The sequence below is a fragment of the Kutzneria sp. NPDC052558 genome (assembly GCF_044547355.1).
Classification (GTDB): Bacteria; Actinomycetota; Actinomycetes; order Mycobacteriales; family Pseudonocardiaceae; genus Kutzneria.
In genome coordinates this window covers 462,083-483,044 of record NZ_JBIUAG010000001.1, presented here as the reverse complement: position 1 = coordinate 483,044, position 20,962 = coordinate 462,083, and the positions used below count along the sequence as shown (strand labels likewise).

General features: G+C 71.8%; 18 protein-coding genes. 10 read left to right on the top strand and 8 right to left on the bottom strand.

Annotated features, from left to right (window positions below; genetic code table 11):
- Positions 1 to 190 precede the first annotated feature (190 nt).
- The 3 genes from ACIG5F_RS02035 to ACIG5F_RS02025 all read right to left on the bottom strand — a co-directional run bounded on the left by ACIG5F_RS02035 (position 191) and on the right by ACIG5F_RS02025 (position 3,300).
- The gene (locus tag ACIG5F_RS02035) at positions 191 to 1,651 is read right to left on the bottom strand and encodes a serine/threonine-protein kinase (RefSeq protein ID WP_396515500.1); all 1,461 of its coding nucleotides are present in this window, start codon (positions 1,649 to 1,651) and stop codon (positions 191 to 193) included.
- Positions 1,652 to 1,714: 63 nt separating this feature from the next.
- Positions 1,715 to 2,779, bottom strand: a complete 1,065-nt coding sequence (locus ACIG5F_RS02030) for an NADH:flavin oxidoreductase/NADH oxidase (RefSeq protein WP_396515499.1) — start codon at positions 2,777 to 2,779, stop codon at positions 1,715 to 1,717.
- On the bottom strand, positions 2,776 to 3,300 hold the full coding sequence (locus ACIG5F_RS02025) for a molybdenum cofactor biosysynthesis protein (protein ID WP_396515498.1): 525 nt from the start codon (positions 3,298 to 3,300) through the stop codon (positions 2,776 to 2,778). Before ACIG5F_RS02025 ends, ACIG5F_RS02030 begins: the two co-directional genes overlap by 4 nt.
- 201 nt (positions 3,301 to 3,501) lie before the next feature.
- Here ACIG5F_RS02025 and ACIG5F_RS02020 point away from each other — a divergent pair, with 201 nt between their 5' ends.
- The gene (locus ACIG5F_RS02020; protein ID WP_396515497.1) at positions 3,502 to 4,746 is read left to right on the top strand and encodes a cation:proton antiporter; all 1,245 of its coding nucleotides are present in this window, start codon (positions 3,502 to 3,504) and stop codon (positions 4,744 to 4,746) included.
- Positions 4,747 to 4,825: 79 nt separating this feature from the next.
- Here ACIG5F_RS02020 and ACIG5F_RS02015 read toward each other — a convergent pair whose 3' ends face one another.
- From ACIG5F_RS02015 to ACIG5F_RS02000, 4 genes are all read right to left on the bottom strand, one after another.
- The gene (locus ACIG5F_RS02015; protein ID WP_396515496.1) at positions 4,826 to 6,136 is read right to left on the bottom strand and encodes a M1 family metallopeptidase; all 1,311 of its coding nucleotides are present in this window, start codon (positions 6,134 to 6,136) and stop codon (positions 4,826 to 4,828) included.
- Positions 6,133 to 10,008 (bottom strand): Pls/PosA family non-ribosomal peptide synthetase, encoded by a 3,876-nt coding sequence (locus ACIG5F_RS02010; protein ID WP_396515495.1) that lies wholly within the window; start codon positions 10,006 to 10,008, stop codon positions 6,133 to 6,135. The genes ACIG5F_RS02015 and ACIG5F_RS02010 overlap by 4 nt, the downstream gene beginning before the upstream one ends.
- A 102-nt stretch (positions 10,009 to 10,110) precedes the next feature.
- Positions 10,111 to 10,497 carry an ATP-binding cassette domain-containing protein gene (locus tag ACIG5F_RS02005; RefSeq protein WP_396515494.1) on the bottom strand — a complete coding sequence of 129 codons (387 nt, stop codon included), beginning with the start codon at positions 10,495 to 10,497 and terminating at the stop codon, positions 10,111 to 10,113.
- Between the two features lie 675 nt (positions 10,498 to 11,172).
- Positions 11,173 to 11,682, bottom strand: coding sequence for a lanthionine synthetase LanC family protein (locus ACIG5F_RS02000; protein ID WP_396515493.1), 510 nt, complete (start codon positions 11,680 to 11,682; stop codon positions 11,173 to 11,175).
- 111 nt (positions 11,683 to 11,793) lie between these two features.
- Here ACIG5F_RS02000 and ACIG5F_RS01995 point away from each other — a divergent pair, with 111 nt between their 5' ends.
- The 3 genes from ACIG5F_RS01995 (at position 11,794) to ACIG5F_RS01985 (ending at position 15,954) form a co-directional block, all read left to right on the top strand.
- The gene (locus ACIG5F_RS01995; RefSeq protein ID WP_396515492.1) at positions 11,794 to 14,229 is read left to right on the top strand and encodes a beta-glucosidase H; all 2,436 of its coding nucleotides are present in this window, start codon (positions 11,794 to 11,796) and stop codon (positions 14,227 to 14,229) included.
- Positions 14,230 to 14,261: 32 nt separating this feature from the next.
- Positions 14,262 to 14,618, top strand: coding sequence for a cold-shock protein (locus ACIG5F_RS01990; RefSeq protein ID WP_396515491.1), 357 nt, complete (start codon positions 14,262 to 14,264; stop codon positions 14,616 to 14,618).
- Positions 14,619 to 14,754: 136 nt separating this feature from the next.
- The gene (locus tag ACIG5F_RS01985) at positions 14,755 to 15,954 is read left to right on the top strand and encodes a cytochrome P450 (RefSeq protein WP_396515490.1); all 1,200 of its coding nucleotides are present in this window, start codon (positions 14,755 to 14,757) and stop codon (positions 15,952 to 15,954) included.
- A 59-nt stretch (positions 15,955 to 16,013) separates the two neighbouring features.
- Here the strand turns inward: ACIG5F_RS01985 and ACIG5F_RS01980 are convergent, their stop codons facing one another.
- Positions 16,014 to 16,226 (bottom strand): hypothetical protein, encoded by a 213-nt coding sequence (locus tag ACIG5F_RS01980; RefSeq protein WP_396515489.1) that lies wholly within the window; start codon positions 16,224 to 16,226, stop codon positions 16,014 to 16,016.
- 184 nt (positions 16,227 to 16,410) lie between these two features.
- On the opposite strand from ACIG5F_RS01980, the gene ACIG5F_RS01975 reads away from it, so the two are divergent.
- From ACIG5F_RS01975 to ACIG5F_RS01950, 6 genes are all read left to right on the top strand, one after another.
- Positions 16,411 to 17,253, top strand: coding sequence for a GNAT family N-acetyltransferase (locus tag ACIG5F_RS01975; RefSeq protein WP_396515488.1), 843 nt, complete (start codon positions 16,411 to 16,413; stop codon positions 17,251 to 17,253).
- A complete protein-coding gene (menC, locus tag ACIG5F_RS01970; RefSeq protein WP_396515487.1) occupies positions 17,250 to 18,362 on the top strand; it encodes an o-succinylbenzoate synthase in 1,113 nt (370 codons plus the stop codon). The genes ACIG5F_RS01975 and menC overlap by 4 nt, the downstream gene beginning before the upstream one ends.
- A gap of 151 nt (positions 18,363 to 18,513) precedes the next feature.
- Positions 18,514 to 18,927 (top strand): hypothetical protein, encoded by a 414-nt coding sequence (locus tag ACIG5F_RS01965; RefSeq protein WP_396515486.1) that lies wholly within the window; start codon positions 18,514 to 18,516, stop codon positions 18,925 to 18,927.
- A 449-nt stretch (positions 18,928 to 19,376) separates the two neighbouring features.
- Positions 19,377 to 19,796 carry a helix-turn-helix domain-containing protein gene (locus ACIG5F_RS01960; protein WP_396515485.1) on the top strand — a complete coding sequence of 140 codons (420 nt, stop codon included), beginning with the start codon at positions 19,377 to 19,379 and terminating at the stop codon, positions 19,794 to 19,796.
- Entirely contained in the window at positions 19,793 to 20,596 is an 804-nt protein-coding gene (locus ACIG5F_RS01955; protein ID WP_396515484.1) for an alpha/beta fold hydrolase, read from the top strand. The genes ACIG5F_RS01960 and ACIG5F_RS01955 overlap by 4 nt, the downstream gene beginning before the upstream one ends.
- Positions 20,589 to 20,951: a DUF4180 domain-containing protein gene (locus tag ACIG5F_RS01950; RefSeq protein WP_396515483.1), complete on the top strand. Its 363-nt coding sequence runs from the start codon at positions 20,589 to 20,591 to the stop codon at positions 20,949 to 20,951. The genes ACIG5F_RS01955 and ACIG5F_RS01950 overlap by 8 nt, the downstream gene beginning before the upstream one ends.
- The last annotated feature ends 11 nt before the right edge of the window (positions 20,952 to 20,962 follow it).

Below are 20,962 nucleotides of genomic sequence, written 5' to 3'. Positions count from 1 at the left end.
ATGGTGGTGGGCGCTCACCGCCACCTGACGGCGAGTGCGGCCGAGGGTGAGGTGACCTTAGGCCGCCGTAGGTCATGCCACAAGGATCTGCGAGCGATTTACCACTGGATGCCGCGAAGTTGTGCACCGCTGTCGATTTGTTGCAACGATGGGCGCGGGCCAGCCCGCCGGGTGCTGAGCTCGGGAGCCGCTAGCTCGCCACCGACGACGAGGCGATCTTCCACATGCCGTCCTGCTGGACCAGGCCGAACGTGGTCTGGTCGACCTCGGTGTTGCCGGCCTTGAAGTGCAGGGTGATGGTCGCCGTGACGGTGCCGGGCGGCGTGGCCTTCACGTTGGCCACGTCCACGGTGGACACGGAGTTCCAGAATCGCTGGTATTCGTCGAAACCGCCGGCGTGGTTCTGCTGGTAGTCGGCGGTCATGCGCGGCCAGGCGTCGTTCAGGTCGCCCGGCATCAGCTTGTAGTAGTCGGTGATCGCGGCGGCCAACTGCGTCGCCACGTCGGCCGGCGGCGGGGCGGCGGTGGTCGTGGTGGTCGTCGTCGGCGCGGCTGTGGTCGTCGTGGTGGTCGGGGCCGGCGTCGTGGTGGTGGTCTTGGGCGCGGCGGCCGAGGTGGTGGGCGTGGCCGAGGATGAGGTCGAGCCGGCCGTGATCGAGGGCTGCGGCTGGTTGAGGGCGTAGACCACGACCACCGCGGCGATCACGAACGCGCCCACGACCAGCGCGATCGCGACCATCTTGCGCCGATCCGGCGGCTCCGACTCCGCGACGGCCGCCGCCTCGACCGGCTCCGCCGGGACCGGGGCAGGGGCCGGCATCTCGGCCGGCATCGTCTCGGCCAGGGCGCCCAGCGCCTCCTGGACCTCCTTGGCCTCCGGGCGGTGCTTCGGGTCCCGGCGCAGCATCCACACCAGCGTCGCGGTCAGCGGCACGGCGTGCTCCGGCGGCGGCACCTCCTCGGTGGCGATCCGGTGCAGCAGCGCCACGGCGTTGTCGTCCGTGCCGAACGGCGGCTTGCCCTCCACGGCGGCGTACAGCATCGCGCCGAGGGCGTAGACGTCGCTGGCGAAGATGGCGTCCTCGCCCTGCGCCACCTCCGGCGGCAGGTACGCGGGCGTGCCGGCCAACAGGCCGGCGGCGGTCAACGTGGCGTCGCCGTCGGCCCGCGAGATGCCGAAGTCGGTCAGCTTGGCCACGTTGTCGCCGGTCAGCAGCACGTTCGCCGGCTTCACGTCCCGGTGCACGATGCCCGCCGTGTGCGCGGCCGCCAGCGCCGACGCGATCTGCGCGCCGATCCTGGCCACCGTGCCCACCGGCAGCACCCCGTGCTCGGCGATGAGGTCGGCCAGGCTGCTCGACGGCAGGTACTCCATGATCAGGCAGGGCCGGCCCTCGTACTCCACGACGTCGTAGATGGAGATCACGTTGGGGTGGTGCAGCCGGGCCGCGATCCGGGCCTCCCGCATGGCGCGGTTGCGGGCCTCGTCGGTCTCCAGCTCGGTCATCCCCGTGCGGACCAGCAGCTCCTTGACCGCGACGTCCCGACGCAACAGCTCGTCACGGGCCTGCCATACGGTGCCCATCGCGCCGCTGCCGACCTTCCTGACCAGCTTGTAGCGCTCGGCGATGAGGTCACCCTCGGTGGCCACAGCCATTCCTCCACTATTCATTCGACGTCGCGGTGCGACCTCCATCCTTCCACGATGGAGTGATCAGCCCAGGCGGGCCCGTGAATACTGGACGGGCCACTCGATTTCCCCGCCCAGCACCCGCGCGGCGTTGAGCGGCCAGTGCGGGTCCCGCAGCGCGGCCCGGGCCAGGAACACCACGTCGGCCGCGCCGGTGGCCACGATCTGCTCGGCCTGCTGGGGCTCGGTGATCAGGCCCACCGCCCCGGTCGCGACCTTGGCCTCGGTGCGGATGCGCTGCGCGAACGGCACCTGGTAGCCCGGGCCGATCGGAATCTTCGGCTTGGGCGTGTTGCCGGCGGTGGAGGTGTCGATCAGATCCACGCCCACGTCGGACAGCAGCCGGGCCAGCCGGACACTGTCGTCGGCCGTCCAGCCTTCCTCGTCCCAGTCGGTCGCCGACAGCCGGGTGAACAGCGGCGCCTCGTCACCGATCGCCGCCCGCACCGCCGTCGCCACCTCCAGCACAAACCGGACGCGGCCGTCGAAATCGCCGCCGTAGCCGTCGGTCCGCCGGTTCGACAGCGGCGAATAGAACTGGTGGAGCAGATAGCCGTGGGCCCCGTGTAGCTCCAGCGCGTCGAACCCGGCCGCGAGCGCCCGCTTCGCCCCCGCCACGAAGTCCGCGATGATCCCGTGGATCTCCTCCTCGGTCAGCTCCCTCGGCGTCGCCTGCTCGCCGAACGGGATCGCGCTCGGCGCCACCGGCTGCCAGCCGCCCTCCTCCACCGGCACCATGCCGTGGCCCTCCCACGGCCGCAGCGCCGACGCCTTCCGGCCCGCGTGCCCCAGCTGCATGCCGATCTTCGCCCCCTGGGCGTGGGCGAAGTCCGTGATCCGCCGCCAGGCCGCCACCTGCTCGTCGTTCCAGATGCCCGCGTCGTACGGCGTGATCCGGCCCTCCGGCGACACCGCCGACGCCTCCGTCATGATCAGGCCCGCCCCACCCGCCGCGAACTGGCCCAGGTGCATGAAATGCCAGTCGTTCGGCACCCCGTCGGTGGCCGAGTACTGGCACATCGGCGACACCCAGATGCGGTTGCGGGCAGTGACACCACGGACCGTGAACGGCGACAGCAGTTGGCTCATGTCAAGGTCAACACGTGCCCCGCCGGGGATGTTTCCAGCACCGCCGGGCCGAGACGCAGGACACCGTCGTCCAGCGGCACACACCGCACCCCGCCGTGCCCCCTCAGACCCTTGAACGCCCCCGGTCCCACCACCACGTCCATCCAGGCACACGGATGCGCCGCCCGGTGCCCCTGGAACCGCACCGGCCCGTCGCCCGAATCCAGGCTGAACTCCCGCTTCACCAGCTCGTCCGCCGGAAACCCTCGCAGCACGATGTTTCTCCGCACCACATGCGGATCCGGCGCTGGCTCCACCGCCAGCGCCTCCAACGACTCCACCGCGAACACCGTCACCGCCGCGTTGCGGTGCGCCCCGTGGTTGAAGTACCGATCGCCCACCAGCCCCAGGGCCGCCCGCACCTCCACCCGCTCCCGCCCCACCGCCTCCGCATCCGCCCTCGGCCCATCCTGCGGCCGCCCCTCGAACGCGTGCGTAGGCGACACGAGCAGCGCCACGATCTCCACCTCGTGCCTGGTCACACCCCCAATGCTACGGCCACCTGCCCCCGTGCCCCGACCATGCCAGCGGTAGCCGTATCCCGGCCGTACTGCCCGCCGTGCGCGATACCCGCATCCCGCGATCCGGGGCCCGCGTCGCACTCTCCACAGTGGAGCGTGGTGGGCGGAGCTGATCTACAGTGGTGCTGCCCGTGATCCGGACCGAACGAAGGCTCGACGAGCGTGATCCCCACTGTCCTGGCGGCCGCGGCGGTGGCCCTGGCCCGCTCGCTGGCGGCACTGCGGCTGCAGCGTTGGAACCTCGGCGCGCCGGCGGTGATGGTGCTGGCCGGCATCCTGGTCGGCATCGGCGTCGAGGAGTCGATCGCCGCGGCGCTGAACACCGAGGTGGCGCAGCACGTCGCGGAGATCATCCTGGCGTTCCTGCTGTTCGTGGACGCGACGGAGATCCGGGGCGGGCGGCTGTGGGGCAACTCGCCGAAGCTGGTGGTGCGGGTCCTGCTGCTCGCGCTCCCGCTGAGCCTGGCGGCGACGATGCTGCTGGGGGCGGTGCTGTTCCCGGGCATGTCCTGGGCGTTGCTGCTGGTCATCGCGTGCGTGGTGGTGCCGACCGACTTCGCGCCCAGTGAGCATGTCGTTCGGGACCGCCGCCTGTCGGCGCGGGTGCGAAGCGTGCTGAACATCGAGAGCGGCTACAACGACGGCATCGTCTCGCCGGTGTTCGTGTTCGCGATGCTGGTCGCGGAGAGCGGATCGTCGGCCAGCGCACCCCTCGACGCGCTCGGGACGGCCGTGTCGCAGGCGGCCAAAGCCATCGCCGTGGGCGTCGTGCTCGGCGGCGCGGTCGCCTGGCTGATGCACCGCTCGGACTTGGCCGGGTGGATGACCGCGCAGTCCCGGCGGATCGCCGTCCTGCTTACCCCGGTGGTCGCGTACGCCGGGGCGGTCGAGATCGGCGGCAACGGCTTCGTGACGTCGTTCGTGTGCGGCATCGCCTTCCGCTACGTGCACCGCCTGCTCGTCGCTCGGCGCATCCACCGCACGCCCACCCCGCTGCGCGGTCACGCGCTGACCGCGCTCACCCGGGACTTCGGCCTGATCGAGGACGTCACCGCCCTGCTCACCATGACCATGTGGTTCGTGGTCGGCCTCGCCGCCGTGGTCATGGTCGTCATCGGCGTGAGCTGGCAGGCCGTCGTGTTCTGCGTCGTGGCGCTCACGGTCATTCGACTGGTCCCGGTGCTCGTGTCGCTGATCGGGGCGCCGATCCGCGCCCGGGATCGGCTGCTGCTCGGTCTGCTCGGCCCGCGCGGAACCACCACGATCGTCTTCGGCCTGATCGCCTACAACGGTCTGTCCGGCGACGCCGCCGACACGGTCCTGCTGACCACCGTGCTGTGCGTGCTGGGCAGCGTCGTCCTCCACGGCGCGGGCTCCGACCCGCTCATCCGCCGCCTCGCGACCTAGCCCGACCCGATGCGCACCTCGCCGTCGCGGCGTTGCGACCTGGACCGGGCGATGTCGGCTCCTCGTGGGGCCGGACCGGTCAGTCGAAGGCCCGGGGGAGCGCGGTGTCCTGGAGCCACGACCGGAAGAACCGGTCCAGCGGCCGGGGGGAGTGCTCCTGGGCGACGGCGATGAACTTGTCGGTGGTGACGGTGGAATGCCGGTGCTTCTCGGTCCACTCCCGCAGCACGGCGAAGAACGCGTCGTCGCCGATGCGGACCCGCAGCGCGTGCAGGGTCAGGGCCCCGCGCTGGTAGACGCGGTCGTCGAACATGTGCCGGACACCGGGGTCGCCGATGCGGATGTCCTGGCGCTGCCGGGCGATCTCGGCGTGCGAACGGGCCGCGAGCACGGCGGCGGACAGGCCGCCGGCAGACTCCGACCACAGCCACTCGGCGTAGGTGGCGAAGCCCTCGTTCAGCCAGATGTGCCGCCAGTCGGCGATGGTCAGGCTGTTGCCGAACCACTGGTGGGCCAGCTCGTGGGCGACCAGGTGCTCGCTGCCGCGATGCCCGTCGACGTGGTTGCTGCCGAAGATGGACACGCCCTGCGCCTCCACCGGCACGTCCAGCTCGTCGTCCACGACCACCACGTGGTACTCGCTGAACGGGTAGCCGCCGAACATCCCGACGAACGCGGCCATGATCTGGGGCTGCCGGCCGAAGTCGTGCCCGAACACCCCGACCAGCCGCGGCGGCACGGCGGCCCGCTGCCCGGCCGACACCTCGACCTCGGTGTACAGCCCGATCTGCACGGTGGCCAGATAGGTGGACATGGGCGCGAGCTGCTCGAACACCCACGTGGTGCTGCTGCCGCCGACCCGCCGCGACACCAGCGAGCCGTTGGCCAGCACGGTGTACGGCGAGGGCGCGCTGACGGCGATCCGGTAGGTCGCCTTCTCACCCGGCTGGTCGTTGCACGGGAACCAGGACGGGGCGCCGATGGGCTGGCTGGCGACCAGGGCGCCCTCCTCCAGCTGCTCCCAGCCGATGTCGCCCCAGTGCGGAGTGCGGACCGGGCGGGGCGTGCCGGTGTAGCGCACCTCGACGGTGAACACGGCCCCGACCGTGACCGGCCGGGCCGGGGTGATCCGCAGCTTGTCCCCGCGATGGCTGTAACGGGCCGCCTTGCCGTTGACCAGCACCCGGTCCACCCGCAGGGCGTGCAGGTCGAGGCTGAATCCGGCCAGGTCGGCCCGCGCCTGCGCGGACAGCCGGGCCCGGCCGCCGAGGCGGCCGGGACCAGGCTTGTAGTCCAGCTCCAGGTCGTAGTGCGTGACCCGGTACCCCCCGTTGCCGTGCTGGGGCAGATACGAGTCGGCGGAGCGATCCGCGCCGATCGTGCCCCTCACCCGCGCTTGCTCCACGCGGAGATCGGGTTGCCCAGCCAGCGGGTGTTAGCCGGCACGCTCTCGCCGCGCATCACCAGCGAGGCCGGTCCCACGGTGGCGCCCGCGCCGATGGTCGCCCCCGGCAGCACGATGCCATGCGGACCCAGGGTCGCGCCCTCGGCCAACGTCACCTCGTCCATGCGCATGATTCGATCATGGAACAGGTGGGTCTGCACCACGCACCCCCGGTTCACGGTCGCACCCACGCCGACGCTCACCAGGTCGGCCTCCGGCAGCCAGTATGTCTCCACCCAGGCGCCGCGCCCGATCCGGGCCCCGAGGCCGCGCAGCCACGCGTTCATCACCGGCGTGCCGGCGACCGAGCCGGCCAGCCACGGCACCGCCAGCACCTCGACGAACGTGTCGGCCAGCTCGTTGCGCCAGACGAAGGAGCTCCACAGCGGGTGCTCCACCGCCTTGAACCGGCCCACCAGCAGCCACTTGGCCGCCGCCGCCACTGCCGCCGCGACCACGCCGCAGACGGCCAGGACCACACCGCTGAGCAGCGCGGCGATGCCGAACGCGGCCAGACCGACCAAGCCGCTGACGCCGGCCCCGCCGAGCGCCGTCCCGACCAGGCCCGCGATCCCGGCGATGCCGAACAGCGCCAGTACGGCCAGGGCCACGGACGCCATCACCGGCAGCACCCGGCAGATCTCCACCAGGCCACGGGCCACGACCAGCTTGGCCGGCGGGTCGAAGGTGCGGCTCTGGTCGCCGTCCTCCACCGCGCGCGGCAGCTTGATCGGCGGCATGCCCAGGTACGAGCTGCCGGCCTTGGCACCCTTCGGCGTCGACGACAGCACGCCGACCAGGCCCCGCTTGGGCACCGCCCGGCCCGGCGCGGTCATGCCGGAGTTGCCGAGGAAGGCCTTCTTGCCGATGCGGGCGTTGGCGATGCGCAGCCAGCCGCCGCCGAGCTCGTAACTGCCGACCATGGTGTCGTCGGCCAGGAACGCGCCGTCGCCGACCGTGGTCATGGACGGCAGCGCCAGCACCGTCGAGGCCTCCACGCGGCGGCCGACCTTCATGCCAAGCGCCCGCAGCCACACCGGCGTGAACAGGCTGGCGTACAACGGGAACAGCGTCGCCCGGGCCATGTTCATCAGCCGCTCGGTGGTCCACGCCTGCCACGCGACCCGGCTGAACACCGGGTGGTAGCCGGCGCGCAGGCCGATCGAGCACAGCCGGACGCCGATCAGCACCAGCAGCGCGTACGCGACCAGCGAGGCGACGGTCGCCACCGGCACGGCCAGCAGCGCCGAGCCCAGCGTCGGCATGTCACGCAGGAACAGCGCGATGATCGCCAGGCCCGGCAGAGCCGCGGCGACGGGCAGCAGGCCCAGCGCGACCGTGGCGGCGTTGTAGGCGAACACCCAGCGGCGACGGCGCGGCGGGCGGCTGTTCGGCCACCGGTGCTCGGCCTTGCCGTCGCGCACAGCCGGCACACCCGACCAGCGCTGGCCGGCCGGCACCGAGCCGGTGACGCCGGAGCCGGGCGCGATCTCCGCCCGCTTGCCGATCCGCGCCCCCGGGAACAGGGTGCTGCGGGCCCCGACGGTCGCGCCGGCGCCGATCCGGATCTTGCCGATGTGCAGCACGTCGCCGTCCAGCCAGTGGCCGGACAGGTCCACCTCCGGCTCCACCGCGCTGCCCTTGCCCAGCTTGAGCAGGCCGGTGACCGGCGGCAGGGAGTGCAGGTCCACGCCGTCGGCGATCTTGACGCCGAGCGCGCGGGCGTACCGGGTCAGCCAGGCCCCGGTCAGGTTGGTCGCACCGGTCGCGTGGGCCAGCTGCTCGGCCGCCCACAGCCGCAGGTGCGTCTTGCCGCCACGGGGGTAGCGGCCCGGCTTCACGTTGCGCAGCAGCAGCCGCGCCCCGCCGGCGGCGACCGCCACCCGGCCGGCCGGGTGGAACATGACCAGCCACGCCAGCACGATGCCCCACCACGGGACGGTCGGCGCCCAGGCCGCGCCCAGCAGGTTCAGCAGCGTGCTGCCGGCGGCGGCCGCGACCGTCCAGCGCAGGCCGACCAGCGTGGCCAGCGGCGCCAGCGCCAGCAGCTGCTTGACCTGGGCCTTGCGCGGGGTCGGGGCCACCGCACGGGCCTTGGTCGCCTTCGCGTCGAACTCGTCCAGCCGCGCGGCCATCGCCCGCAGCGTCGGGAACTGGTAGATGTCGCTGACCGAGCCGCTCGGGTACTTGGCCCGGACCAGGCCGACCAGCCGGGCCGCGGCCAGGCTGCTGCCGCCGCTGGCGAAGAAGTCGGCGTCGGCCTCGGCCGGGGCCACGCCCAGCACGGCCCCCCACTGCTCAGCCAGCCACGCCTCGGTGCCCACCAGCGTGGACGTCTCGGCACTCTGCGGCAGCGGCCACGGCAGGGCGTTGCGGTCCACCTTGCCCGACGTGCGGGTCGGCAGCGTCTCCACCTCGGCCAGCAGCGGCACCAGCGCCGCCGGCAGCGCCGACCGCAGCCGCTCGATGGCGGTCTCGCGGTCGAACTCCGCCGTCGGCACCACGTAGCCGACCAGGAGCGTGCCGTTACGCACCGCGGCCGCCGCGCCGGCGACCCCGGGCAGCGCCTGGAGCGCCGCGTCCACCTCGCCCAACTCGATCCGCCGGCCACCCAGCTTGACCTGCTCGTCGGCCCGGCCGACGAACAGCAGGCCCTCCGGCTCGGCCCGGACCAGGTCACCGCTGCGGTAGGCGCGGTCCCAGCCCATCGACGGCAGCGGCGCGTACTTCTCGGCGTCCTTGGCCCGGTCCAGGTAGCGGGCCAGGCCGACGCCGCCGATGACCAGCTCGCCCTGCTCGCCCATGGGCACCAGCTCGCCCTGCGGGTCCACCACCGCCAGCTCCCAGCCGTCCAACGGCAGGCCGATGCGCACCGGGCCCTCGCCGGTCAGCTGCGCGGCGCAGGCCACCACGGTCGCCTCGGTCGGACCGTAGGTGTTCCACACCTCGCGCCCCTCGACCGCCACCCGCTCGGCCAGCTCGGGCGGGCACGCTTCGCCGCCGAAGATGAGCAGCCGGACCTCGTCCAGCGCCTCGGCCGGCCACAGCGCCGCCAGCGTCGGCACCGTCGACACGACGGTGATCTCCCGCTCGACCAGCCAGGGGCCCAGGTCGATGCCGGTGCGCACGAGCGCCCGCGGGGCCGGCACCAGGCACGCCCCGTGCCGCCAGGCCAGCCACATCTCCTCGCAGGAGGCGTCGAAGGCCACCGACAGGCCGGCCAGCACCCGGTCGCCGGGGCCGATCGGCTCGTCGATCAGGAACAGCTCGGCCTCGGCGTCCACGAACGCCGCCGCCGCGCGGTGCGACACCGCCACGCCCTTGGGCTTGCCGGTGGAGCCGGAGGTGAAGATGATCCACGCGTCGTCGTCCGGGCCCGGCGTGCCCAGCACGCCCAGCGGCGTGCCGGTGAGGGTGATCTCGCGGTCCGCCCCGATCACCGCGCACACATCGGCCTCGCCGAAGACGAGGTCGGCCCGCTCCTGCGGGTCCTCGAAGTCCACCGGCACGTAGGCCGCGCCGGCGGCCAGCACCGCGAGGATGCTGACGTAGAGGTCGACCGTGCCCGAGGGCGCGCGCACGCCCACGCGGTCGCCCACGCCGATGCCGTAGCCGGCCAGCGTCTCGCGGAGCCGGTCCACCTCCGTCGCCAGCGCGCGGTAGCTCAGCGTCGTCGCGCCGTCGTCCACCGCCGCGGCGCCGGGGTGCTCCAGCGACGTCTCGGCCAGAATGTCGAGCAGCGTGCGAGTCGGGGCCGCGCCCCGGGTGGTGAACACCGCGCTCTGCGCCAGAACGCGGGGATCCTGTACTGCGGTCAAGTTTCGCCTCTCCGAGGTGCCGGGTAGCCCGGCGCACCGGTTAGCTTCGTCCACAGTGGACGCTCAGCGATCTTGTTCACCGTCGCGGGCCGACGACGTACTTTACCCGCTGTTTATCTGGATGTCGCTGTCGGGGGCGTCACACGCGTACGTCCGAGCCTGCAAGGAATACAGCTCCGCGTACCGGCCGCCTGCGTTGACCAACACGGCATGTGTCCCTTCCTCCACCACCTTTCCCTTGTGCAGCACGTAAATCCAGTCCGCTTGGCGGACGCTGGCCAGCCAGTGCGCAATCAGCACCACCGTCCGCCCGGCGGCGAGTTCGCGCAGCGACTCGTACACCGCGAACTCCGCCCGGGCGTCCCGCGGCGCGGTGGGCTCGTCGCGCACCAGCACCGGCGCGTCGCGGAACAGCCCGCGCGCCACCGCGAGCCGCTGCCACTGCCCGCCGGACAGCTCCCGGCCGTCCCGGAAATGCTTGGACAGCAAGGTTTCCAGCCCTGCGGCAGGTCCGCCACGACCTCGTCCGCGCGAGCCAGCTTCGCCGCCGTGCGCAGCGCCCGGTCGCCGGGATCGTCCCGGTCGTGCCGGCCGACGCGCACGGTGGCCCGCGCGGTGTGCGGCCACCGCACCGCGTCCTGCGGCACCAGCCCCACCCGCTCCGTCACCGAATCGGGTGAGAGCCGGGCGACATCCACGCCGTCCCAGTCGATGGAACCGGTCGCCGGCCACCCCGTGCAGGCACGGCTCACCGCCGGGATAGGCGAACACCACCCCGTGCAAGGTGATCGCAGTCGGCGCGGCGGGCGCGGCGACACCGCCCGCCGGTCGCCGTCTACCGTCCGCGTCGGCGACGAACGCGAGGTAGTCCGCGATGTACAGGGACAGCTCGAACACCAGGTTGGCGGCCAGCATCAGCCGGGTCAGCACGGCCGTCGCCGAGCAGTCGCCGGAGCGTGTCACCGGTTTCCAGCAGCCCGGTGGCCGCGGCCACGCCGGACGCCAGTTGCAGCGACAGCACGGTGAGCGCCGCCCCCGGCGCGGCGGCCCGGATCAGGCCCAGCACGGGCCGAACGGTCCCGGGCAGCCGGCGCCAGCCGCCACAGTCCCAGCTCGGTGTCCCGGGCGTCGTCCAGGCGCCAGTACGGGGACTCCAGCTCCTGCTCAAGCATCGGGCAGCAGCACCGACGTCAGGTCGGACGCGGGATGCATCCGCAGGAGCTGGTACGCCACTCCGCCCAGGCCCGGGAGCGGGCCGGGGGAGAAGGCGTCCCGTGCCAGCCCGGAGACGGCCCCATACTCCTCCAGCCCACCGATCACGTGGGCGTCCAACTCCTGCCTCGACAACCCAGCCGGCCCGACGCCGGCGGTAATCGCCTCCTGCACCACCTCCCAACATCCCATGTCGCCGTGACACGACGTGTGGTTCCAGCCGAAACTAACCGGCCAGACCGACCGCGCGCTCCGACGCGGCACATCGAGGTGTCGGGGGCGCTGTGTGCGGTACCAGAGGTCGGCGGCCGCCACCTCTATTCCCGCAGCTCCATGGCACCAAGCGGTGCCGATTCGGTCTTTTTCGCGGTTGTCAAGCCACCCGTTTCCGTCGATCTTGTAGAGGGCCTCCTCGTACCACTGGGCGGCCTCCGCGACCGCCGCGTTCAGGAGACGTCGCATCAGCTCGGCCGCGAGCTGCCGGCGGCGGCGGGTCGTCGGTGCGGATCACCGTGGGGCGCATGCGCTTCTCGTCCGGCATCCGCCCGTGGTCGGTCGTGGCAGGGTGGGGGCATGGATCTCGACGAGGTGCTCAAGCGGCTTGATCTCGACACGAAGGCGGCCTTGGTGGCGGGGCAGGACCGATGGTCGCTGCCGGCGGCGCCGCAGGTCGGGCTGGCGTCGCTGGTGATGTCGGACGGGCCGATCGGGGTGCGGGGGACCAGGCAGACGCCGGACGACCCGTCGGTGGCGCTGCCGAGCCCGACGGCGCTGGCGGCCTGCTGGGATCCGGAGCTGGCCCGCCGGGTGGGGCGGCTGCTGGCGCAGGAGGCCCGCCGCAAGGGGGTGCACGTGCTGCTGGCCCCGACCGTCAACCTGCACCGCACGCCGCTGGGCGGACGGCATTTCGAGTGCTACTCGGAGGATCCGCTGCTGACGGGCCTGGTGGGCGCGGGCTACGTGTCGGGCGTGCAGGACGGCGGCGTGGCGACGACGGTGAAGCACTTCGTGGCCAACGACTCGGAGACCGACCGGTTCACGGTGGACGTCCGGGCCGACGAGCGGACGCTGCGGGAGCTGTACCTGGCGCCGTTCGAGATCATCGTGAGGCAGGCCCGGCCGTGGGGTGTGATGGCCGCCTACAACTCGGTCAACGGCCCGACGATGACCGAGCACGGCCCGCTGCAGAACGGGATCCTGCGCGAGGAGTGGGGATTCGACGGCTTCATCGTCTCGGACTGGACGGCCACCCGGCACACCGAGCGGGCCGCGCTCGGCGGCCTGGACGTGGCGATGCCGGGCCCGATCACGCCGTTCGGCCCGAACCTGGCCCAGGCGGTCCGCGACGGCCGGGTGCCGGAGAACGTGCTCGACGACATGGTCCGGCGGGTGCTGCGGCTGGCGGCCCGGGTGGGCGTCCTCGACGGCTTCGAGCCGGCGGTGACCACCCTGCCGGAGCCGGTCGACGGCGACGAGCTGGCTCGCGAGGTGGCGGCCCGATCCTTCGTGTTGCTGCACAACAAGGCGGGATTGCTCCCACTGGGCGCAACGAAGGCGGGATCCGTGGCAGTGCTGGGCGGGGCGGCGAAGGACGCCCGGATCCTCGGCGGCGGCAGCGCGGTGGTGTATCCGGCGGAGGTGATCTCGCCCCTCGACGGCATCCGGCAAGCCTTCCCCGACGTCGTCTACGAGCTCGGCGCGGACCCGCGCACGCAGCTGCCTCCGTTGGCGGACAACGCGGACCTCAGCTGGATCGCCCTCGACGGGGACGGCAAGGAGTTGGCGACCGGGCAGCTGGACCGTGGCGAGGTCCGCTGGATCGGCGAGGCCCCGGACAGCATCGAGCCGAAGCTGGTCCGTTCGGTGGAGATCGCCGGCACGTTCACGCCGGTCGAGTCGGGCGCCCAGACCTTCAGCTTCACCGGCCTCGGCCAGGCCCGACTGGAAGTCGACGGCACGGTCCTGTTCGAGGACGCGAGCGTGCCCGAGGGCAACGACCCGTTCACCGCGATCCTCAACCCGCAGGAACGGCGGTTCGACATCGACCTGCCGGCCGGGCAGCCGGTCCGGGTGAGCTTCCGCCTGACGCCGCTGGGCCTGGAACGCGGCATCAACAAGTACGTCTGGATCGCCCTGACACTCGGGCATCGCGGGCCGGAGGCCGACGCCGAGCGACGGATCGCCAGGGCGGTCGCCGCGGCGCGCGCGGCCGAGGTGGCGGTGGTCGTGGTGGGCACGACCGACCAGAGCGAGAGTGAGGGCTTCGACCGCACGACGCTGGCGCTGCCCGGCCCGCAGGACGAGTTGGTGCGTCGGGTCGCGGCGGCCAACCCGCGCACGATCGTCGTGGTCAACGCCGGTTCGCCGGTGGAGATGCCGTGGGCCGACGACGTCGCGGCGGTGCTGCTGACGTGGTTCCCGGGCCAGGCGGCCGGCGCCGCGCTGGCCGACGTGCTGCTGGGAGCACGGGAGCCGGGCGGGCGGCTGCCCACGACCTGGCCGAAGCGCACCGAGGACGCCCCGGTGCTGAACGTGACGCCGACCGACGGGGCGCTGCGCTATGACGAGGGCGTTTTCATCGGCTATCGGGCCTGGCAGCGGGGCGAGGTCGAACCGGCCTACTGGTTCGGCCACGGAAACGGCTACACCGAATGGGAGTACGAGTCCCTCGAATTCACACTGTCCGACGACCCGGACATTCTCGGCACGGCGACCGTAACCGTGCGCAATTCCGGTGAAAGGCCAGGTCGTGAGGTCGTGCAGGTCTATCTGGCGCCGGCCGAGGCCGATCCGGAGCGGCCGGCCCGCTGGCTGGCCGGCTTCGCCTCGGTCACCGCGGAGGCCGGCGAGCGGGCCGACGCGGTGATCACCGTGCCGCGCCGGTCGACCCAGGTGTGGCGGGACGGCGGCTGGCGCGAGGCCCCCGGCCGGCACGTGCTGGAGGCCGGACGCTCGGTGGCCGACCGGCGACTCACAGTTGAACTCCGGAACGGTACAGTTGCCGGTTGACGGTGTGTTCTTCGAGGTGAGAGTTGGTAGGAGTGGCAACAGGGCGGGTGCTGCGGTTCGACGACGTGCGGGGTTTCGGGTTCATCGCGCCGGATTCCGGTAGCGAGGATGTTTTTGTGCACGCGAACGACCTCAGCGAGGACAAGTCGGTGTTCAAGCCGGGCACCACGGTCGAGTTCGACATCGAGGAGGGCGATCGCGGCCTCAAGGCCGTCGACGTGCGCCGGACCGGCGGCCGGTCCGGCGGCCGTGGCGGCCCGGCGTCCGGCTTCGCCGCCGAGCTGACCGAGGCGCTGCTGGTCGAGGTGCCGGACCTGACCGGCGCGCAGATCCTGCGCATCCGCCAGACGGTGGCGGACGTCGCGCGCGGTCGCGGCGTCTCGCTGTAGCTGGGGACGGGCAGCGGCCACGGCTGCCCGTCTCGCCTGTTCCTTCGGACAAACCGATCGGAGCCTGCGGCCGGACCGCTAATCACCCGGTAGAGTGGTCGTTGGTAAACGACGTTTATCTACTGAGGGGAATCCAGTGACCACCGGTGAGCTGACCGCGTGCCCTTATCCGTTTCCCGACGTGCCGGCGCTGGGCCTCGCGCCGGAATACGGCCAGTTCCGCGGCACGCCAGGGCTGCCGCGGCTGGAAATGCCCTACGGCGGCCAGGCGTGGCTGGCCACCCGCCACGCCGACGTGAAGTTCGTGCTGGCCGACCCGCGGTTCAGCCGGGCCGCGTCGGCGGGCCGGGACACCCCGCGGACCATGCCGATGATGGAGCAGGCCGACAGCATTCTCGCCATGGACCCGCCCAACCACACGCGGGTGCGGCGAGTGGTGGCCAAGGCGTTCACCGCGCGCAACGTCGAGCGGCTGCGGCCGCTGATCGAGGGCATCATCGACGACCTGTTCGCCCGCATGGTGGCCGGCAAGACCAGCGCCGACCTGGTCGAGGAGCTGGCGCTGCCGATGGCCGTCACGGCGATCAGCGAGCTGCTCGGCGTGCCCAAGGACGAGCGCGACCAGTTCCACCACTGGGCCCAGATGCTCACCACGATCAGCGGCGTGGGCATCGAGAAGATCATCGAGGCCGACACGGAGATCCGCGCGTTCCTGCGGCGCCTGATCGCCGAACGCGCGCAGCGGCCGACCGACGACCTGCTCAGCACGCTGCTCGCCGCCCACGACGAGGAGGGCCGGCTGTCGGAGGAGGAGATGGTCTCCCTCGGCACCGCGCTGCTCTCGGCCGGCCACGAGACCACGGCGCTGCAACTGTCCAACCACGTGTTCACGCTGCTCAACCAGCGCGAGCAGTGGCAGCGCCTGGTCGACGACCCGGCCCTGGTGCCGACCGCGGTCGAGGAGCTGCTGCGGCTCACGCCGCTGGGCGTTGTCACCTTCGCCCGCATCGCCAAGGAGGACGTCGAGGTCGGTGGCACGCTGGTCCGTGCCGACGAGTGCGTGGTCATGCAGCTGGCCGCGGCCAACCGCGACGAGTCGGTCTTCGCGCACGCCGACGAGCTGGACTTCGACCGGGAGTCGAACTCGCACGTCACCTTCGGCCACGGCGCGCACCACTGCATCGGGGCCCCGCTGGCCCGGCTGGAGCTGAGGACCGCGCTGGGGCGGCTGGTGCGTCAGCTGCCGACGCTGCGGCTGGCCGTGCCGGCCGAGCAGGTCGTGTTCCGCAAGGGCGGCCTGCTGCGGGGGCCGGAGTCGCTGCCCGTCACCTGGTGACCTGGACGAGAAACGGCGCCGTCCTCGCGGACGGCGCCGTTTCCGTGTCATCGGCACGTCTAGTGACGCTGGTCACCTCCGACGAGTTTGACCATTCGGCTCAGCAACCGGACCGCCCGGTTGGCGGGCTTGTCCGGGCGGCACACGGGCTCGTACGTCCCGCAGTGCAGCCGCTCCGCGCCGGTGCTCGTGGTCGCGACCACGGTGGCGTGGCCGCAGCCGGGGCACGGCGCGAGGGTGCCATCCGGATCGGGAATGCTTAAAACACTCACCAGGCGGCCTCCAGGACCAGTCTGTCCATGCCCACCAGTGTCCCACCCGAGGGGCCGGAACGTGGGGGCGATATCGCTCCCGGGCGCGTCGGCCGCGCCTCCGCCCGTCACCCGTTCGGCCCATCGTAACTCTCGGAAAAACGCTGTCTGCCGCGGGCGGCGTCGCCTGTGCTAGGCATGACCCGTGATCGACGCGGCGACAGAAGTCCACGAGGTGGCGGGCAGAGCGGCCGAACGGGCCGGTGTGACGGTGCGGACGTTGCACGAGCTGCCGGACCTGGACCAGATCATCGCCCTGTACGACGAGGTGTGGCGGCCCGACCCGGCCAACCGCCCGCTCAACCTGGAGCTGCTGAAGGTGTTCTCGCACCTCGGCAGCTACGTCGCGGCGGCCTACCGGGACGAGCGGATGGTCGGCGCCACCGTGGCCTTCTTCGGCCCGCCGGACACCCGCAGCCTGCACTCGCACATCACCGGTGTGCTGCCCGACGGCCAGGCCCGCGGCGTCGGCTTCGCCCTCAAGACCCACCAGCGGGCGTGGGCGCTGGACAACGGCGTCCGCACCGTCGGCTGGACCTTCGACCCGCTGGTGTCCCGCAACGCCCACTTCAACCTGGGCAAGCTGGGCGCCCGCTGCCGGGTGTACCTGGAGTCGTTCTACGGCGACATGCCCGACGAGCTCAACGCCGGCGACGAGACCGACCGGCTGCTGCTGGACTGGGAGCTGGCCGATCCGGCGGTGGCGCGGGCGCTGGACGGGCATCCGGTGGAGCGGGTCCCGGACGCGACGGTGGCGCTGGACATCGGCGCGGACCAGCGGCCGGTGCCGGGGGAGATCGAGGGACGGCACGTGGAGGTGCGCATCCCCGACGACATCTACGCCGTGCGCAAGGCCCGGCCGGAGACGGCGCTGCGCTGGCGGCTGGCCGTGCGGGACGTGCTCGGCGGCCTGCTGGCCGAGGGGGCGGTGATCGTCGGTTTCAGCCGTGACGGCGGCTATCTGCTCGACCGCGGGGAGGACGCGTGAAGATCGAGGGCCTTGAACTGCGGTGGGCGTCGCTGCCGCTGGTCGGCGCATTCCGGACGTCGTTCGGCAGCGAGTCGCGGCGGGACCTGTTGCTGCTGCGGCTGGTCACCGATCAGGCCGAGGGCTGGTCGGAGTGCGTGGCCATGGCCGCGCCGGTGTACTCGCCGGAGTACCTCGACGGCGCCGCCCACGTGATCGAGCACGTGCTGTTCCCCGAGGCAGCGGCGCTGTCCGATCCGGACGTGCACGCCGTTTCTTGTGCCATGCAACGGTTTCACGGTCACCAGATGGCCAAGGCGGCGCTGGAGACGTCCTTTTTGGACGCCGAGCTACGTGCCCTGGACCTGTCACTGGCCCGCTACCTCGGCGGCGCGGTCGACCGGGTCGCCTCCGGGGTGTCGGTCGGCATCATGGACACCATCCCGCAGCTGCTCGACGCCGTCGCCGGCTATCTCGACCAGGGCTACGTGCGGATCAAGCTGAAGATCGAGCCGGGCTGGGACGTGGAGCCGGTGCGCGCGGTCCGGGAGCGGTTCGGCGACGAGGTGCCGCTCCAGGTCGACGCCAACACCGCCTACACCGTCGGCGACGCCCGGCAGCTGGCCAAGCTCGACCCGTTCGACCTGCTGCTGATCGAGCAGCCGCTGCCCGAGGACGACCTGCTCGGGCACGCCCAGCTGGCCAAGCTGGTGCGCACCCCGATCTGCCTGGACGAGTCCATTACCTCGGCCAAGGTCGCGGCCGACGCGATCACCCTGGGCGCCTGCTCCATCGTCAACATCAAGCCCGGCCGCGTCGGCGGCTACCTGGAGTCCCGTCGGGTGCACGACGTCTGCCAGGCCCACGGGGTGCCGGTGTGGTGCGGCGGCATGCTCGAGACCGGCATCGGTCGGGCCGCCAACCTCGCGCTGGCCTCGCTGCCCGGCTTCACCCTGCCGGGCGACACCTCGGCCTCCGACCGGTACTTCCACCGGGACGTCACCGAGCCGTTCACACTCGAGAACGGGCACGTCCGCGTGCCGACCGGGCCGGGAATCGGCGTCACTCCCGTCCCGGAAATCCTGCGCGAACTGACGACCGAGACCCGCTGGCTGCCGGCAAACGGGTGAACAAAAGGAATTGACTGTTCTAGACCTCCGGTGAGATGACGCATTCATCAATGTATACGGCGGTGTGTGCTGGGTCTCTCGCCCTTGCGCCGCCGAATCGAAGCTGCTCGAATATCGAGGTACCGTCACCTTGTCCTTGGGGGCACAAGAGATGCAGTACCTCCGCCGGGCCGGCGTGCTCGCCGGCGCCGTCGTGACCGCCGCCGCGCTCTCCACCGGGGCAGCCAAGGCCGACCCGCCGTCGCTGTCGAACGTCGTCACGGACACCACCCTGTCCACCACGACTTTCGTTCCGGGCAAGAAGGTCCACGCGACCTGGAAGTTCAACGCCGCGTACGCGCCACAGGTGACCGCCGTCCAGTTGTGGCTCGCGCACTCCACGGGGATGGGCCACGCGCCCACCACGCTCATCCGGGCCGGCCTCGATCCGAAAACCGGTGCTGTCGACTTCACGGTGCCCGCGGTGGCGCCCAGCGGTCATGGCAACATCTGGATTTTCGACGTCGTGTGGGACAACAACGGCCGCCAGACCGAGTTGTCCCTCACCGACATCACCGTGGCGTAAACCCCGGGCGGACGCCGCCGCCGCGTCCGCCCGGCCGCAACATTCTTCCCTTTCTCCGTCGTCCGCGTTTGTTCAGGCGATTGACAATGCCCGAGCGGTCGGCCCACAGCAAGAAAACGAGGCCGTAGGGCATCCGCCCCACGGCCTCGTCGCTGTTGCGCCCAGCCCCGCTTCAGCCCGGACCTCGTCCGGATCTTCTTCGTCCGAGCGTCGCCCAGCGCGCTCCGGTCCGGACCCCGCCCGGACCCTCGCCGGCCGCGCCTCGCCTTGGCCCTCGCCGGTGCGGACCTCGCCCACCCCTTCCCCGGCTCACCCCAGGCGGGCCTTCTTCGATTGAGGCAGGCCTACCTTGTCCTGGGTCCACCTCGCGCGGCCGTCGTTGCTTCCTTATCACTCCCTATCGTTCCCTATTGACTTGCTCAAGGGGAATGATGAGGTACTCTAGGCTCGTGTCTCAGGAGATGTACTCGGTCGAGCAGGTGGCCGAACGGTTGGGCCTGCACGTGCGGACGGTGCGCAACTACGTGCGTGAGGGCCGGCTCAAGGCGGTGCGCATCGGCAAGCAGTACCGGATCGCCCGCGAGGACCTCGATGCCTTCACCGGCACGGAGTCCAAGGTCCGGCGGACGCGGCACGTCGAGGTGTCGAGCATCGTGGAGATCGACGCGATCAGCCGCGACGACGCCGGTCGGATCGCGATGGGGGCGATGGGCGCCGCCAACACGCGCGGCTACCAGGAGCGGCCGCTGCGCATCGAGACCGCGTACGACGAAGTCCGCGGCCGACTGAAGCTGATCATCCTGGGGGACCCCAGCACCACCGCGGAACTGCTGCGGTGGATCTCACTGATCGCCGAGGGGGAGTCGTGACGACGACCATCTACAAGAGTGCAGCGGGCGCGGCGCAGATCCGTCGCCAGTACGAGGACTGGCTGACCCACTGGCCGGCGCCGGCCGAGCGGCGCACGGTGCCGACCCGGCATGGCGACACCTTCGTGATGGTGTCGGGAACGGAGGACGGCCCGCCGGTGGTGCTGCTGCACGGCTCGGGCGCCAACACCATCACCTGGATGGCGTTGGCGGGCAAGCTGGCCGGCCGCTTTCGGCTGTTCGCGGTGGACGTGATCGGCGAGCCGGGCCTGAGCGCCCCGTCGCGGCCGCCGCTGGGGTCGCCGGCCTACGCCGAGTGGCTCGACGACGTGCTCGACGGCCTCGGCCTGACCGAGGTGCAGATGGTCGCCGTGTCACTGGGCGGCTGGCTGGCCATCGACTACGTGACGCGCCGGCCGGGCCGGGTCAGCCGGCTGGCGTTGATGGTGCCCGGTGGCATCGGGCGGCAGCGCTGGGGCAAGGCGGCCGTGTTCCTCCTCGGCCGGCTGCTCGGCCGCAAGCAGCCGGAGCCGACGTCGCCGCCGGAGAAGTACGTGCGCATGGTGTTTCAGCACTTCCGGCCGCGGCTGGTCCTGCCGACCTTCTCCACCGAGCGGCTGCGCAAGCTGACCCTGCCGCTGCTGGTGATCGTCGGCGACCGGGACGAGATGCTGGACTCCGGGGCCACGCGACGCCGGTTGGCCGGCGCCGCGCCGCACGCGGACGTGGTGATGCTGCCCGACACCGGACACATGCTGCCGGACCAGACCGAGAGGATCGGGGAGTTCCTCCATGACTGACCAGGTGACCGACATCGGTGGCACGAAGGCGTTCCTGCTGGCGCCGGACGGCCCGAAGCTGGCCACCGAGCAGGACGCGGTCGACACGATCGCGCAGCTTTGGGGGCAGCCCGTGGCGCTGGTGGTGATCCCGGTGGAGCGCTTCGCCGAGGGCATGTTCGACCTGCGGACCACTCTGCTCGGCCTGTTCACGCAGAAGTTCATCAGCTACGGCAAGAAGCTGGCCGTGCTCGGTGACCTGGGCGAACACCTCGCGACGAATGAGCCGCTGCGGGCGTACGTGCGGGAATCCAACCGTGGCAAGCACATTTGGTTCGTCAAGACAATCGAGGATGCGGCAGCCAAGCTCGGCTGACTATCCTCGCC